Origin of the sequence: Citrobacter sp. Cpo089 (assembly GCF_030332695.1) — a bacterium.
Taxonomy (GTDB): domain Bacteria; phylum Pseudomonadota; class Gammaproteobacteria; order Enterobacterales; family Enterobacteriaceae; genus Citrobacter; species Citrobacter portucalensis.
The window spans coordinates 100,886-116,572 of the sequence record NZ_JAOWHJ010000073.1; the positions used below are offsets into that span (position 1 = coordinate 100,886).

General features: G+C 52.8%; 19 protein-coding genes. 10 read left to right on the forward strand and 9 right to left on the reverse strand.

The window, feature by feature from the left end; translation table 11 throughout:
- Positions 1-156 precede the first annotated feature (156 nt).
- The 6 genes from solA to mdtH all read right to left on the reverse strand — a co-directional run bounded on the left by solA (position 157) and on the right by mdtH (position 5,328).
- Positions 157-1,272 (reverse strand): N-methyl-L-tryptophan oxidase, encoded by a 1,116-nt coding sequence (gene solA, locus OGX92_RS20305; RefSeq protein ID WP_003832138.1) that lies wholly within the window; start codon positions 1,270-1,272, stop codon positions 157-159.
- Between the two features lie 114 nt (positions 1,273-1,386).
- Positions 1,387-1,641: a biofilm formation regulator BssS gene (gene bssS / locus OGX92_RS20310; protein ID WP_003036154.1), complete on the reverse strand. Its 255-nt coding sequence runs from the start codon at positions 1,639-1,641 to the stop codon at positions 1,387-1,389.
- A gap of 340 nt (positions 1,642-1,981) precedes the next feature.
- A complete protein-coding gene (gene dinI, locus OGX92_RS20315) occupies positions 1,982-2,227 on the reverse strand; it encodes a DNA damage-inducible protein I (RefSeq protein WP_003036157.1) in 246 nt (81 codons plus the stop codon).
- Positions 2,228-2,292: 65 nt separating this feature from the next.
- Positions 2,293-3,339: a dihydroorotase gene (pyrC, locus tag OGX92_RS20320; RefSeq protein WP_148362129.1), complete on the reverse strand. Its 1,047-nt coding sequence runs from the start codon at positions 3,337-3,339 to the stop codon at positions 2,293-2,295.
- A gap of 105 nt (positions 3,340-3,444) precedes the next feature.
- Positions 3,445-4,005, reverse strand: a complete 561-nt coding sequence (locus OGX92_RS20325; RefSeq protein WP_020996498.1) for a lipoprotein — start codon at positions 4,003-4,005, stop codon at positions 3,445-3,447.
- A 114-nt stretch (positions 4,006-4,119) separates the two neighbouring features.
- Positions 4,120-5,328: a multidrug efflux MFS transporter MdtH gene (gene mdtH / locus OGX92_RS20330; RefSeq protein ID WP_003832142.1), complete on the reverse strand. Its 1,209-nt coding sequence runs from the start codon at positions 5,326-5,328 to the stop codon at positions 4,120-4,122.
- 259 nt (positions 5,329-5,587) lie between these two features.
- Between mdtH and rimJ the strand changes: the two genes are divergently transcribed.
- From rimJ to murJ, 4 genes are all read left to right on the forward strand, one after another.
- A complete protein-coding gene (gene rimJ / locus OGX92_RS20335) occupies positions 5,588-6,172 on the forward strand; it encodes a ribosomal protein S5-alanine N-acetyltransferase (protein ID WP_003832145.1) in 585 nt (194 codons plus the stop codon).
- 34 nt (positions 6,173-6,206) lie between these two features.
- Positions 6,207-6,854, forward strand: a complete 648-nt coding sequence (locus tag OGX92_RS20340) for a YceH family protein (protein WP_126318503.1) — start codon at positions 6,207-6,209, stop codon at positions 6,852-6,854.
- A gap of 1 nt (position 6,855) precedes the next feature.
- Positions 6,856-7,779, forward strand: coding sequence for a Gfo/Idh/MocA family protein (locus tag OGX92_RS20345; protein ID WP_003832149.1), 924 nt, complete (start codon positions 6,856-6,858; stop codon positions 7,777-7,779).
- Between the two features lie 222 nt (positions 7,780-8,001).
- Positions 8,002-9,537, forward strand: a complete 1,536-nt coding sequence (gene murJ / locus OGX92_RS20350; protein WP_003832150.1) for a murein biosynthesis integral membrane protein MurJ — start codon at positions 8,002-8,004, stop codon at positions 9,535-9,537.
- Between the two features lie 85 nt (positions 9,538-9,622).
- Here the strand turns inward: murJ and flgN are convergent, their stop codons facing one another.
- From flgN to flgA, 3 genes are all read right to left on the reverse strand, one after another.
- Positions 9,623-10,045, reverse strand: a complete 423-nt coding sequence (gene flgN, locus OGX92_RS20355; RefSeq protein WP_003036178.1) for a flagella biosynthesis chaperone FlgN — start codon at positions 10,043-10,045, stop codon at positions 9,623-9,625.
- A 3-nt stretch (positions 10,046-10,048) separates the two neighbouring features.
- A complete protein-coding gene (gene flgM, locus OGX92_RS20360) occupies positions 10,049-10,342 on the reverse strand; it encodes a flagellar biosynthesis anti-sigma factor FlgM (protein WP_003832153.1) in 294 nt (97 codons plus the stop codon).
- Positions 10,343-10,435: 93 nt separating this feature from the next.
- Positions 10,436-11,095 carry a flagellar basal body P-ring formation chaperone FlgA gene (gene flgA / locus OGX92_RS20365; RefSeq protein WP_003832155.1) on the reverse strand — a complete coding sequence of 220 codons (660 nt, stop codon included), beginning with the start codon at positions 11,093-11,095 and terminating at the stop codon, positions 10,436-10,438.
- A gap of 157 nt (positions 11,096-11,252) precedes the next feature.
- Here flgA and flgB point away from each other — a divergent pair, with 157 nt between their 5' ends.
- Genes flgB through flgG form a run of 6 tightly spaced genes read left to right on the forward strand, consistent with a single transcriptional unit; the run spans position 11,253 to position 15,678 of the window.
- Positions 11,253-11,669, forward strand: coding sequence for a flagellar basal body rod protein FlgB (flgB, locus tag OGX92_RS20370; protein ID WP_003036189.1), 417 nt, complete (start codon positions 11,253-11,255; stop codon positions 11,667-11,669).
- Positions 11,670-11,672: 3 nt separating this feature from the next.
- Entirely contained in the window at positions 11,673-12,077 is a 405-nt protein-coding gene (flgC, locus tag OGX92_RS20375; RefSeq protein ID WP_003036191.1) for a flagellar basal body rod protein FlgC, read from the forward strand.
- 11 nt (positions 12,078-12,088) lie between these two features.
- Positions 12,089-12,787: a flagellar hook assembly protein FlgD gene (flgD, locus tag OGX92_RS20380; protein ID WP_003832158.1), complete on the forward strand. Its 699-nt coding sequence runs from the start codon at positions 12,089-12,091 to the stop codon at positions 12,785-12,787.
- 26 nt (positions 12,788-12,813) lie between these two features.
- Positions 12,814-14,106 carry a flagellar hook protein FlgE gene (flgE, locus tag OGX92_RS20385; RefSeq protein ID WP_164562943.1) on the forward strand — a complete coding sequence of 431 codons (1,293 nt, stop codon included), beginning with the start codon at positions 12,814-12,816 and terminating at the stop codon, positions 14,104-14,106.
- 20 nt (positions 14,107-14,126) lie between these two features.
- Complete coding sequence (locus tag OGX92_RS20390; protein ID WP_003832161.1) at positions 14,127-14,882, forward strand: flagellar basal body rod protein FlgF; 756 nt, start codon at positions 14,127-14,129, stop codon at positions 14,880-14,882.
- Positions 14,883-14,895: 13 nt separating this feature from the next.
- Positions 14,896-15,678, forward strand: coding sequence for a flagellar basal-body rod protein FlgG (gene flgG / locus OGX92_RS20395; protein WP_003036202.1), 783 nt, complete (start codon positions 14,896-14,898; stop codon positions 15,676-15,678).
- Positions 15,679-15,687: the final 9 nt, after the last annotated feature.

Below are 15,687 nucleotides of genomic sequence, written 5' to 3' on the forward strand. Positions count from 1 at the left end.
AGCTGATAGAAACAGAAGCCACTGGAGCACCTCAAAAACACCATCATACACTAAATCAGTAAGTTGGCAGCATCACCCAGATAGTGAAAGATACGACGCATTGACGTTATTCCTGTCATTAAAAATGGCCTCACCAACGAGGCCATTCATTTATTATCACTTAAAACGGCTTAGCCTGAAGGGGGTCAGGTCAAAGTCAGACGGTTTGTCCTGAGCGAAGTCTGCCGCAATCTCTCCCAGTACAGAAGCAAACTTAAAGCCATGTCCGCTCAGCCCGGTAATGATCAGCGTATTGTCATGTTCCGGCAGAGTATCAATTATAAAGTCCTCATCCGGTGAATTATCGTAAGTGCAGGATGCGCCGTGCAGGCAACAACCAACGCCAGGCAGAATTGTGCGCAGGAATGGGAAGGCTTCAGAACCGTCGCTGGCTACAGCGGCAAATGGCTTACGCTCTTCTGCAGAGTGAATTACCTGTCCGCCATTGTGCTTACCTATTTTCAGCTCGTCGTTTTCAGCCGGGAAACCGTAGTATTGATCGCCATTTGGCAGTTCGCCGGTGAAGGCCGGGAAGTTATTCTTAACGCTGTAGCGCCCATCGGCCTGATACCAGGCGAACACTTTGCGCACAGGTTGTATCGGTAGTTCAGGGACTAAAGCCTGCACCCAGGTACCGGCGCTGATCACTGCTTTCTTCGCGTGGTAGTCACCGTCAGCCGTTTCTACCGTGATGCCATCATCACCGTGATGAATTGCGCTGACCGGGCATTTAAACAGTTGCGCACAGCCTGCTTCTTCCGCCAGACGGATCCAGGTTTTAATTGCTAACTCACTGCGTAAAAAACCGGACTCCGCTTCAAACAGACCGATATAGTTGTCAGGTACGCGAATTTCCGGCCAGCGAGCCATGATGGCGGCTGCATCTAATTGTTCAACGTTAAGTTGCCACTGTTTTGCGCTTTGCGCTGCAGTTGCTAAGAAGGTTGACTCTGCCGGACCGAGGTTGATAACTCCGGAGCGAACAAAAATCGGTTCTTCATTATGGGTGGACAGTTCATCCCACAATGTTTGCGCACGTAGCACCAGCGGAACGTATTTTTCGCCTTCGCCATAAGCATGACGAATTAATCGAGTATCACCGTGGTGGCTGCCCTGTTGATGTGGTGGCATATGCGCATCGATCATCAGAACCTTCAGACCGGCACGAGTGGCATAGTATCCAGCTGCGGCGCCTACCGAACCGCTGCCAATAATGATTAAGTCGTATTTCATCCGCTTCTCTCTGCAATCGCGATAGTAGAAGGGTAAATAACTGACCTGGAATATTCAACCTGGAAATAAGAAAGGCACCGCTAAGGTGCCTTTTGATGGTTGGATGTATCAGGTTTAATGTCGCTGATACTCATTAACCTGGTAATCGCCAGATTCAATTTTGGCGATTCCTGCTTCTAATATCGAAATAAATTGCCTGGCAACATCAGTGGTTAACCAGAGCGTTTGACCAACTTCAGTCCCATCCGGGTCAGGGCGGTTCGGGGTTTGGTAGTGCAAACGCAGCATCAGCGCATCGTAGCTATCAACGGTGCTGATGTCCCACCCTACAAGCGGATGAGTCTGAATGACTTCATTATTCTTTTCCATCATGCCCCCTAATTCGTGTTACTAGACAACGGTTTTCGAGGTTCAATGCGTTTTTTTCTGAAGCAACTTCAGTATATCAATAAATAAGGGTATTCATTGAAAATTTAAAGAGGGAAGGGCATAAATTTTTTGTTTTCAGCGTTATCTGACTAAGAAAACGACATGTTATTCATTTTTTTTTAGTATGTTGCACAATTATTTTGCTGTTTTGGTTAAAAGATAATCGGTGGGTTAATATTAAATTAAATGCTCGTCAGAAGAAATGCGCGATTGATTACAAGATTGCGTGTATAAAAAAGCCGGGGCGACCCGGCAAACAAACATCACTGCATATCATTATTTATTCGTTGATGAACCAGTCATCCGCGCTTTCCCAGGTTTCCTGTAGGATCTCGCTGATGCGTTCTTTGTCCTCTTTGGTCGCGCCAATAACCGACAGATTGTTTGCGCCGGCATAACGGACGGTAACGTTACCTTCGTTATCCGGAAAATGGTGCTGAATACGGCGGGAGAGTTCACCTGCCAGTGCGTCAATTGCACCGGCAGGTAAAGGTGAAGTTTTGGCAATAGTGACTTCAATACGCATAGTAGCCCCCTGTGGAATATACTGTTTATTTATACAGTCATTCGCATCAGTTGGCTACACTTTTTTTAGCTTTTTACTGACCAGCGTACCGTTTCGCCACCCAGGAAAGGTACCAGCGTATCGTCTTCCAGTGCAATGCTCTCAGGAACCAGGTGCTCCACGCGTTCCAGCTCAATAAAGCTCTCATTGACCGGCAAACCATAGAACTGTGGGCCGTTGAGTGAGCAGAAGGCTTCGAAATGGTCCAGCGCATTCATCTCTTCAAACACGGTGGCATAGCTGCCTAGTGCGGTCGGTGCATTAAAGCATCCCGCACAGCCACAGCTTGACTCTTTGCGATGACGTGCGTGCGGCGCTGAGTCGGTACCGAGGAAGGCGCGCGTAAACCCGCTGGCAACCAGTTCACGCAGCGCCTGTTGGTGGACGTTACGTTTGAGGATCGGCAGGCAGTACAGGTGAGGACGAATCCCGCCAACCAGCATGTGGTTGCGGTTAAACATCAGGTGCTGTGGCGTAATAGTCGCTGCCAGAAGCTCGTTACCGTCGCGCACGTATTCGGCAGCATCTTTGGTAGTGATATGCTCGAACACTACTTTCAGCGAGGTCAAACGCTGGCGCAGTGGTTCCATCACCGTTTCAATAAAGCGCGCTTCGCGATCGAAAATATCGATATCTGCATGCGTCACTTCGCCGTGCACCAGCAGCGGCATACCCAATTTTTCCATCCTCTCCAGCACCGGCATGATGGCGTCAATAGAGGTTACGCCATGCGTCGAGTTGGTGGTGGCATTGGCCGGATAGAGTTTTGCTGCGGTGAATACGCCTTCGTTAAATCCACGTTCCAGCTCGTTGGGATCCAGCGTATCCGTTAAGTAGCAGGTCATTAATGGTGTGAAGTCGTGTCCGGCAGGTACCGCGTCAAGAATGCGCTGGCGATAAGCGATAGCCGCGTCAACCGTGGTGACGGGCGGTGCCAGGTTCGGCATGACAATGGCGCGACCATAAATTTCACTGGTGTAGGGTACGACAGTTTTTAACATGTCGCCATCGCGAAAGTGAAGATGCCAGTCGTCTGGGCGGCGGATCTTTAAAACCTGGGATGGTGCAGTCATCAATATGCTCCGGCTGAGGATAGTCTTTTTTGCCGGAAACAAAGGATAAGCGGAAACGTTTTCGTTTGCACGAAAAAAAAGGGCGCATCGGCGCCCTCAGTTTTATTAGTCGGTGAACGGGATGATGATTTCCCCCGGTTTCACCTCAATTCCCTTCGCCAGTTTTTTCGCCAGAGCTTCACCCTGACTGCTGTCATCCTGCAGAATGTAGGCTGGCTGCTGGTTGAAATAGTTACGCAGCGACTGGTTTAAATAAGGCATCAGCGTTTGTAGTACCGACTGCATTTTTTCTGGTGTAACGGTCGCATCCACGACTTCCATCTCTTGCAGATAAATTGCGCCTTTCTCTTTGTTGAATACCGGTAAGGCTTTTAACTTCAGCTTCATGGTCGCTTTTTGACTGCCAAACAGGGAATTCATGTCCAGGTTGGCGTCACCGGTCAGCGTCACTTTATTGGGTTCTTCACGGCCAATCTGACTGGCGAGATTATTTAGTACGATGTGTGCTTCAGCAACGCCGGGCAAGCCGATATCTTTAGAAAAGTTATTATGCTTTGCCAGGGCCTGATTAATTTCTTGCTCGCTAACCGTGTATTGCGTGAGTTGATTACAACCAACCAACAGGCCGCTGACAATCAGTGCAGCGGCAAAAAAAAACTTTTTCATGGGGTTCCTCAACATGATGCATGTGGCGTAATCGTGACACAAAGCATCATCGAGTACCAGCGCCCCGGACGCCAGCAGAAAAAACTGAAAAGCGCCCGGAAGCAGGCTCGGCTATCAGGCGTCTGGCTCCAGCATGCCTCGCGTTGGGCGTTTGAGACTGAACTGCCAGCCCAGTGCCAGGAAGGTGATGAGGCCGATAATACCGAGCATCATCCAGGGCAGTTCAGGCTGTGCCAGGGCCTTGCCCATGTCAAACAGCCAGCCGCCGCCGATATAACCAATCGCGCCACCGATAGCGAGTCCCAGTCGGCTGAAGCCCATATAGCTTCCTCTGGCCCGAGCGTTCGCCAGTGAGGCGCTCAGGGTTTCACGCGCGGGTTCGGCGATGATCGAGCCAATATAGAACGTGCAGATTAGGGTGAATAACTGCTGCAAATTCCCGACCAGACCGATCGGCATCATGCTCAGAGACATCACCAGCAGACCGGCCATCAGGCGATGCTCAAGGCGAAAACGTTTTTCACTCCAGCGGGCAATTGGATAGAGCAGCGTCAATGAGAGGCACGCCTCGATGGCATACATCCATTTCACGGCGGCCGGTGAACCTGCGATGTCGTTCACCATGATTGGCAGCATCAGCATCACCTGTACCGCCAGCATGTAATAGCCTGCCAGCGTCAGCACATAGGTGACAAAGCGCTTGTCATGCATCACGTGGCTCATCCCTTCGCGCACTGGAATTTTCACCGTCGACAGCTTCCATGCCGGGAGCAGCCAGGCGTTAAACGCCGCGCACAGAACGAACAAAATTGCGCCGGTGGCACAGACCAGACGGAAATCGTATTGCAATAACCAACTGCCAAGCAACGCGCCAACCACGGCCCCGGCGCTATCCTGCATCATCAGAATAGAGAAAAAGCGCCCGCGCTTTTCCGGGCGGATCAGTTTAACCACCAGCGCCGAGCGGGGTGGGTCGAATAGTGTACCGCCCAGTCCGGAGAGAAAGCAGGAAAACCACAGCAGCCACGGCTCATGGGCAATGCCCATGGTGGCGAACCCGGCAGCGCGCATCAGCATGCCGGTGACTATCATCGGTTTTGCACCAAAACGGTCCGCAATAGCGCCGCCGAAAATACCCAACCCCTGCTGGATAAATTGACGTAATCCTAGTGCAATACCGACCATCACGGCGGCCCAGCCCATTTGGTCGACGAAACGAATTGAGATCAGCGGGAAAACGACGAAGAAACCCAGCACGACCAGCATATTATCGATGAGAAGGAAGTATTTACCCAGGTTCCTTGCCTGCGAGACTTGCGACATTTCCCCTCCAGGGAAAAACTCGTCACTCTGGATAGAGTTTAAAAGATAAGCACCTCCTATTCTGCGGTGTCGTCATCGCTTTTCCCACCCTTCGCGGGACAATATTTTTTTATCAAAAGTCCGTCTTGATAGAGAGTTTTCATCAAAATGTGTGAATAATTCAAAAAATGGCATTTTGCTCTTTTCACAGGGTGTATTCGCACAGGTATAGTAATGCGAATAGCGTATTGAAGACGTTACGGGAAGGAGTAGGTATAGAATGTTTGGCTATCGCAGTAACGTGCCAAAAGTGCGCTTAACCACCGACCGCCTGGTCGTGCGTTTAGTGCATGAGCGTGATGCCTGGCGTCTGGCAGATTATTACGCAGAAAATCGTCATTTCTTAAAACCCTGGGAACCTATTCGCGATGAAAGCCACTGCTATCCGTCCGGCTGGCAGGCGCGTCTGAGCATGATCTCTGAGTTTCATAAACAGGGCACCGCCTATTATTTTGCGCTGCTCGATCCGGACGAAAAAGAAATTATCGGCGTTGCGAACTTCTCAAACGTGGTGCGGGGATCCTTCCATGCCTGTTATCTCGGCTACTCCATTGCGCAGAAGTGGCAGGGGCAGGGGCTAATGTATGAAGCCTTAACCTCGGCCATCCGTTATATGCAGCGCACGCAACATATTCATCGCATTATGGCTAACTACATGCCACATAATAAACGCAGCGGTGACCTGCTGGCGCGACTGGGTTTTGAAAAAGAAGGGTATGCCAAAGACTACCTGCTGATTGACGGGCAGTGGCGCGATCACGTGCTGACGGCGTTGACCACATCAGAATGGACCCCCGGCCGCTAAGTTTCAGATGCAGCCATGATTAATGGAGAAGACGATGAAATACGAATTAACCGCCACCGAAGCACGAGTGATTGGCTGTTTATTAGAAAAACAAGTGACCACGCCGGAACAGTACCCACTCTCCGTTAATGGAGTCGTAACAGCCTGCAATCAAAAAACGAATCGTGAACCGGTGATGAACCTGTCGGAATCGGACGTGCAGGAGCAACTGGATAACCTGGTTAAGCGACATTTTCTGCGCACGGTGAGCGGCTTTGGCAATCGCGTCACGAAATATGAGCAGCGTTTCTGCAACTCTGAATTTGGCAATCTGAAACTTAGTGCCGCAGAGGTGGCCATAATCACCACACTGCTGCTGCGGGGCGCTCAGACGCCTGGTGAACTGCGTAGCCGCGCATCCCGTATGTACGAATTCAGCGACATGGCCGAAGTGGAGTCGACGCTGGAAAATCTGGCGAACCGGGAAGATGGGCCTTATGTGATCCGCCTGGCGCGTGAGCCGGGCAAACGTGAAAGTCGCTATATGCACCTGTTTTGTGGTGAGGTTGATGAAGCCATTGCCGCGGCAGATGAACTCCCTGCAGCCTCCGGCGATCTGCATGCGCGCGTGGAAGCGCTAGAAACGGAAGTCGCAGAACTTAAGCAGCGACTCGATTCCTTGCTGGCGCACCTGGGAGACTAACGTGAATAAATTACGTATCGGTGTAGTCGGCCTTGGCGGTATTGCACAAAAGGCCTGGCTACCCGTGCTGGGCACCTCCGCGGACTGGACGCTGCAAGGCGCCTTTTCACCTTCGCGCGATAAAGCACAGCGTATCTGTGACACCTGGCGAATACCCTACGTGGATTCATTGAAGAATCTGGCGCAAACCTGCGACGCGGTTTTCGTCCATTCCAGTACCGCGACGCACCATGCGGTAGTTAGTGAATTGCTGAATGCCGGAGTCCACGTGTGCGTGGATAAACCGCTGGCGGAAAATCTGCACGAGGCTGAGCAACTGGTCGAGCTGGCCGCGCGGAAAAAACTCACGCTGATGGTCGGGTTTAACCGTCGATTTGCACCGCTGTACCAGGATCTCAAAACCCAGTTGGGCAGTGCAGCGTCTGTACGTATGGATAAGCACCGTACGGATAGCGTTGGGCCGCACGATCTGCGCTTTACTCTGCTGGACGACTATCTGCACGTGGTCGATACCGCTTTGTGGCTGGCGGGAGGGCAGGCGCAGTTAAATAACGGCACGCTGCTGACCAATGAATCTGGTGCGATGCTCTACGCCGAGCATCATTTTTCTGTCGGTCAAATGCAGATAACGACCAGTATGCATCGCCGTGCCGGTAGCCAGCGCGAGAGCGTGCAGGCGGTGACGGACGGCGGCCTGATTGACGTAACTGATATGCGGGAATGGCGGGAAGAGCGTGGGCAAGGTGTTATTCATAAGCCGATAGCGGGCTGGCAAACGACCTTAGAACAGCGTGGTTTTGCCGGATGTGCGCGTCATTTCATTGAGTGCGTGCAAAATCAAACGGTTCCCCAGACGGCAGGCGAGCAGGCGCTACTGGCCCAGCGTGTTGTTGAAAAGCTGTGGCGGGAGGCGATGGCTGAATAATCCCCTGTAACATCTGGCGGTAGTAATTCATTGTAATCCAGGTACTATATGCCCACTCAAAATAACACCTCTTTTCAACCATAGGCTGGTTTGTCGGCCTGATAAGGTGCCAGGGTGTCGCCATCAGGCACAGCAAAAGTGTCGGATGGCGGCGAGAATGCCTTATCCGACCTACGGGCAGGTTTGTCGGGGTTTTGCCTCAGAGTCTGGAATACAACATAGATGAATTTATTAAAGTCGCTGGCAGCCGTCAGCTCGATGACGATGTTTTCACGTGTGCTGGGTTTTGCGCGTGATGCGATTGTCGCCAGAATCTTTGGTGCAGGGATGGCGACAGATGCCTTTTTTGTGGCATTCAAACTTCCTAACCTGTTGCGCCGAATTTTTGCCGAAGGCGCATTTTCGCAGGCATTTGTGCCGATTCTTGCTGAGTACAAAAGCAAGCAGGGGGAAGATGCTACCCGCGTGTTTGTTGCCTACGTTTCCGGACTGTTGACGCTGGCGCTGGCCGTGGTGACGGTAGCCGGGATGTTGGCTGCGCCATGGGTGATATTAGTTACCGCGCCGGGATTTGCCGACACAGCGGATAAATTTGCGCTGACCACTCAACTGCTGCGGATCACTTTTCCCTATATTCTACTGATTTCACTGGCCTCACTGGTTGGTGCGATCCTTAATACCTGGAACCGCTTTTCCATTCCTGCATTTGCCCCGACCTTTCTGAATATCAGCATGATCGGCTTCGCGCTATTTGCGGCACCCTATTTTAACCCGCCGGTGCTGGCGCTGGCGTGGGCCGTTACGGTTGGCGGCGTGCTACAGCTGATTTATCAGCTTCCGCACTTGAAGAAAATTGGCATGCTGGTGCTGCCGCGCGTGAACTTCCGTGATGCAGGGGCGATGCGTGTCGTCAAGCAAATGGGGCCAGCGATCCTTGGGGTATCGGTCAGTCAGATTTCACTGATCATCAATACGATTTTCGCCTCGTTTCTGGCCTCTGGCTCAGTTTCATGGATGTATTATGCTGACCGTCTGATGGAGTTTCCGTCCGGTGTTCTGGGCGTGGCGCTGGGGACTATCCTGCTGCCATCGCTGTCCAAAAGTTTTTCCAGCGGTAATCATGATGAATATTGTCGCCTGATGGACTGGGGCCTGCGTTTGTGTTTCCTGTTGGCATTACCGAGTGCCGTAGCGTTGGGTATTCTGGCCAAACCGCTGACGGTGTCTCTGTTCCAGTACGGTAAATTTACCGCCTTTGATGCCGCGATGACCCAGCGTGCGCTGGTGGCGTACTCGGTAGGTTTGATTGGCTTGATCGTGGTGAAAGTGTTGGCTCCGGGCTTTTACTCGCGCCAGGATATTAAAACGCCAGTGAAGATTGCCATTGTGACGCTGATTATGACCCAGGTGATGAACCTGGCGTTTATCGGGCCGTTAAAGCATGCCGGATTGTCGCTGTCGATTGGTCTGGCGGCATGTCTGAACGCTTCACTGCTGTACTGGCAACTGCGGAAACAGAAAATCTTTACCCCACAACCGGGCTGGAGCTGGTTCCTGGCGCGTCTGGTGATTTCCGTGCTGGTGATGTCTGCGGTGCTGGTTGGGATGCTCTACATCATGCCGGATTGGTCGCAGGGAACGATGTTGTGGCGTCTGCTGCGTCTGATGGCGGTCGTGGTGGCAGGTATTGCCGCTTACTTCGCAGCACTCGCCGTACTGGGCTTTAAAGTAAAAGAGTTTGTGCGCCGGACGGCGTAATGGATCAATGCCGGATGGCGGCATAACGCCGTATCCGGCCTACAAAAGGCGTAGGCCTGATAAGCAAAACGTTATCAGGCTGATATCAAATAGAGAATTTTTTCCCGCCGCGGTGCGCAGCAGAGGTTTGACCGTTTGCGCCATACAACGCCGGTTCCTGGTGCGGTTTCAGCACTTGTATTGCTTGTTGATTACGCTCGATCTGCCCTTCCAGCAGCCAACCGTTGTGCTGGTTGAGGTCGCGTAAATGCTGTGTTTTCTTGGTGATAGTCTGCCAGCGTTCAGCAATCTCATCATTGGCGCTGCGCGTGGCGTCATGCTCCAGGCGGCGCTGCTGCTCAAGATAATCAAGGGTTGCCAGCAAGGAGCTTTTTTCTTCTGTAATACGCTGTAGCTGGCTGCCGTTGATATGCCCTGCGGAAAGCTGCTGCTGTTCAGCATCCATTACCGTTTTCAGGTCATTGAGGACAGTCGTCATCTGGTCAAGTATTTCTGACAAACGAGTCATACTTTATTTACTCTGTAGGTAGCTCTGCGCCTCGCGAATCAGCGAGTCGGCAATTTTTCCGGTATCCATTTTCAATTCACCGTTACGGATTGCGGTTTTCAGTGCTTCCACGCGTTCCATATTGATGTCATTGGTGCCAGGCTGCATCAGTTTGGCCTGGGCGTCGCTCAGCATGACGCTGGTGCTGGTGGTCGCGGTGGTTTTTTCCTTCCGCGCTTTTTGTACCGGCGCATCGCTGGTTTCACGCGGCTGAACGGTGCTTACTGGCTTCAATGGTGAGGTACGATCAATGCTCATTTTATTTTTCCTCATCGAGGGGTTACGCTATAGCGGCCCGCTGTAATCATTGGTTGTTTATCTATCGGCACACGCTAAAAAATCTTTAACCTATTATAGGTTAATAAGAATATTCCCATCAGAATCGACGACGCCGCTCACCACCTGGCCTGAAATCATCCGCACTCGCGCATTCTGTGCGACAGCGGCGTTGTTCAGCGCTTTACCTTCGGCATTGACCCGAAAGCCATCTCCGTTGGCAATAACCAATACGCGCTGACCGGCCTTGATCCGCCATGCCTGGCGCAACATCGAAAGCTGTATCGGTTGGCCCGGCACCAGATCGCGCAGGCTCACTGCATCCTGCACCTGACTCATATCCAGCACCGCGCGCGGCGGTAGTTGGTCCAGTCGACCACGTTTCAGCGTTACGCTGGCCGGGGTCAGGGTGCTACCTCGCGCTACGGACGCAGCGGCAACAACGTAGTTTCCCGTCGCCTGCACGTTCACCTGCAGATAACGTTTTTCGTTGGCACAGCGAGCCAGCACATTCACATTACCCCACAGTTTTGCGCTACCTGACACGCTTAATGCTGGTTGCTCACAGCTCGGCAGTAAGTTAGGTGACGTTCGGATAGTGACCACCACCTCATCGCTAAATCCGGCCAGGCGCTGGGAAAACCATGCCGTTAGCTGCGAATTCAGGTCTTGTGCCAGCGTCATAGGGCTGAACAGCAATGCTGCCACGACTATTCCACGTTTAAACGTTTGCATCAAAACCTCGCGCTTTTTCAGGTAGTGGCAGGATTTTACCTGTGTGACGCAGTCATCAACGCAACAAATAGCGACGCATTTTGCGTTTATTCCGGCGATAACGCGCGCGTAATGGGATTTAAGCTGTCGGCTGAATTTTGTCATTTGCGGAGGAGATATGCTCGATAAGCTCGACGCCGCCTTACGTTTTCAACAGGAAGCGCTGAATTTGCGCGCCCAACGCCAGGAAATATTGGCGGCCAACATTGCCAATGCCGACACGCCGGGGTATCAGGCGCGCGACCTGGATTTCGCCAGTGAATTAAAAAAAGTCATGGTGCGAGGACGGGAAGAAACCGGCGGCGTTTCGTTGACGCTGACCTCTGCACAACACATTCCGGCCCAGACCGTTTCTGCGCCGTCTACGGAGCTGCTCTACCGTATTCCTGACCAGCCATCTCTTGATGGCAACACGGTAGATATGGACCGGGAGCGCACGCAATTTGCAGACAACAGCCTCAAATATCAAATGGGGCTGACGGCGCTGGGTGGACAAATCAAAGGCATGATGAACGTGCTGCAAGGAGGGAACTAATTCGTGGCGCTGTTAAATATTTTTGATATCGCAGGTTCTGCGCTGACGGCTCAGTCTAAACGCCTGAACGTCGCGGCCAGCAACATGGCGAATGCGGATAGCGTCAGCGGACCCGACGGTCAGCCGTATCGCGCGAAGCAGGTTGTTTTTCAGGTAGATGCTGCGCCAGGTGCGGCAACCGGTGGCGTAAAAGTCGCTGACGTCATTGAAAGTCAGGCGCCGGATAAGCTGGTTTATGAACCCGGTAATCCGCTGGCCGATGCGAATGGCTACGTGAAAATGCCGAATGTGGACGTTGTTGGCGAGATGGTCAACACCATGTCTGCCTCACGTAGCTATCAGGCAAACGTCGAAGTGCTCAACACCGTGAAAAGCTTGATGCTTAAAACGTTGACGCTAGGCCAGTAAAGGAGGCGCACATGTCTATTGCTGTAAAAATGAATGACCCGAGCACGACGGGGGTTAATGCCGCCACGGGGAATAGCTCACTGACGGGCAGCAACGCCGCTGACCTGCAAAGCAGCTTTCTTACGCTGCTGGTTGCACAACTGAAAAACCAGGACCCTACCAACCCGCTGCAAAACAACGAACTGACTACCCAGTTGGCGCAAATCAGTACCGTGAGCGGGATTGAGAAGCTGAACACCACGTTAGGGTCAATCTCCGGGCAGATCGACAACAGTCAGTCGCTGCAGGCCAGTACGCTGATTGGCCACGGGGTCATGATCCCGGGTACCACCATCCTGACCGGTAAAGGGACAGAAGAAGGTGCCAAAACCACGACAACACCATTTGGCGTTGAGCTGCAGCAACCGGCAGATAAGGTTACCGCAACCATTACCGATAAAGACGGCAAAGTGGTGCGCACCATTGACATTGGCGGGTTGAAAGCAGGCGTTCATACCTTTACCTGGGACGGCACCATGACCGATGGCACGGATGCACCAAGCGGTTCTTACAACGTGTCAATTGCTGCCAGTAATGGCGGAACGCAACTGGTGGCCCAGCCGCTTCAGTTTGCGCTGGTGCAGGGCGTTATTCGCAGTAACGGCGGTAATACGCTGGATCTGGGCACCTATGGAACCACCACCCTCGACGAAGTACGGCAGATAATTTAAGCCTTCACACTTATCAGGAGTAAGTCATGGCCTTTTCTCAAGCGGTCAGCGGTCTGAACGCTGCAGCGACCAACCTCGATGTCATTGGTAACAACATCGCCAACTCCGCCACCTACGGTTTTAAATCTGGCACGGCATCTTTTGCCGATATGTTTGCCGGTTCGAAAGTCGGTTTGGGCGTTAAAGTTGCGGGTATTACTCAGGACTTTACCGACGGTACGACCACCAACACCGGACGTGGTCTGGATGTTGCTATCAGCCAGAACGGTTTTTTCCGTATGGTAGACAGCAACGGTTCCGTTTTCTACAGCCGTAACGGTCAGTTCAAACTCGATGAAAACCGCAATATCGTTAACATGCAGGGGCTGCAGCTGACGGGCTATCCGGCTACCGGTACACCGCCAACAGTTCAGCAGGGTGCGAACCCGGCACCGATCACTATCCCGAATACGCTGATGGCGGCTAAATCCACCACCACTGCGTCAATGCAGGTCAACCTGAACTCCACTGACAAGGTCCCTACCAAGACCCCGTTTAACCCAAGCGATGCCGATTCCTACAACAAAAAAGGCAGCGTTACCGTTTTCGATAGCCAGGGTAACGCCCATGACATGAATATTTTTTATGTCAAAACAGGCCCTAACAAATGGGATGTCTACACCCAGGACGCCAGCGTTACGGGTTCAGTTGCCAGCAAGAATGCGGTGATGAACTTTAGTGCTAACGGTACGCTGACTTCTGTGAATAATTATGTTGCAGGGACGGTGCCAGTCGATCCAGCAGATCCGGATGGACCAAAAATCCCCGTTGAAGGTCCAGCTAATGCCCAACCGCAAATTCAGATCTCCACCGGTACGATCAATGGCGCAGTTCCTGCGAACTTCTCTCTGAGTTTCCTGAACTCCATGCAGCAGAACACCGGTGCCAACAACATCGTCGCCACGAATCAGAACGGCTACAAGCCGGGCGATCTGGTGAGCTACCAGATTAACAATGACGGTACGGTGGTCGGTAACTACTCCAACGAACAGCAACAGGTTCTGGGGCAGATCGTGCTGGCAAACTTTGCCAACAACGAAGGTCTGGCGTCTCAGGGCGACAACGTCTGGGCGGCGACTCAGTCTTCCGGCGTGGCGCTACTGGGTACCGCAGGCGAAGGTAACTTCGGCAAGCTGACCAACGGCGCGCTGGAAGCGTCAAACGTGGATTTGAGTAAAGAACTGGTGAATATGATTGTCGCCCAGCGTAACTATCAGTCGAACGCGCAGACCATCAAAACCCAGGATCAGATCCTCAACACGCTGGTCAACCTGCGCTAAGCGCCTGACGGGATGGCTTAATGGATCACGCAATTTATACCGCCATGGGCGCGGCCAGTCAGACGCTGAATCAACAGGCGGTGACGGCCAGCAACCTGGCAAACGCCTCCACGCCAGGGTTTCGTGCGCAGCTCAATGCGCTGCGCGCGGTTCCTGTAGAAGGATTGTCTTTACCGACGCGTACGCTGGTGGTGGCCTCCACGCCGGGGGCCGACATGACGCCGGGTCAGATGGACTATACCTCCCGCCCGCTGGATGTGGCGCTGCAACAAGATGGCTGGTTGGCTGTGCAGACCGCAGACGGTAGCGAAGGGTATACCCGTAACGGCGCTATTCAGGTAAGCCCTACGGGTGAACTGACTATTCAGGGGCATCCGGTAATTGGCGAAGCTGGACCGATAGCCGTACCGGAAGGTTCAGAAGTCACCATTGCGGCGGACGGGACAATTTCTGCACTTAACCCTGGCGATCCGGCTAATACGGTCGCGCCAGTGGGGCGGCTGAAGCTGGTGAAGGCAACAGGGCTTGAAGTGCAACGTGGTGATGACGGTATGTTCCGCCTGACCCAGGCCGCACAGGCTACCCGTGGTGCAACGTTACAGGCTGACCCCAGCATTCGCGTGATGTCGGGCGTGCTGGAAGGCAGTAACGTTAAACCGGTTGCTGCGATGAGCGACATGATCGCCAACGCCCGCCGCTTTGAAATGCAGATGAAAATTATCAGTAGCGTGGATGATAACGCGGGTCGCGCCAACCAACTGCTGTCGATGAGTTAATACAGGACATTTTATGATCAGTTCATTATGGATCGCCAAAACCGGCCTGGATGCGCAGCAAACCAACATGGATGTGATTGCCAACAACCTGGCAAACGTCAGCACCAACGGATTTAAGCGCCAACGTGCCGTATTTGAAGATCTGTTGTACCAGACGATTCGTCAGCCTGGTGCACAGTCTTCTGAGCAGACCACACTGCCGTCTGGTTTGCAGATTGGTACCGGCGTACGTCCGGTTGCGACCGAGCGTTTACACAGCCAGGGTAACCTGTCGCAGACCAACAACAGTAAAGATGTGGCGATTAAAGGCCAGGGCTTTTTCCAGGTCATGTTGCCCGATGGTACGTCCGCTTATACCCGCGACGGTTCTTTCCAGGTGGATCAGAACGGTCAGTTGGTGACGGCGGGTGGTTTTCAGGTTCAGCCTGCCATCACTATTCCGGCTAACTCGCTCAGTATCACCATTGGACGCGACGGTATTGTCAGCGTGACCCAACAGGGGCAGGCGGCGCCTGTTCAGGTCGGGCAGCTTAACCTGACAACCTTCATGAACGATACCGGTCTGGAAAGCATTGGTGAGAATCTGTACACCGAAACGCAGTCATCCGGTGCGCCGAATGAGAGCACGCCAGGGCTGAACGGCGCGGGTCTGCTGTATCAGGGCTATGTTGAAACCTCTAACGTCAACGTGGCGGAAGAGCTGGTAAACATGATCCAGGTTCAGCGCGCTTACGAAATCAACAGTAAAGCGGTATCGACCACCGATCAGATGCTGCAAAAACTGACGCAACTCTAAAGTGGAGTC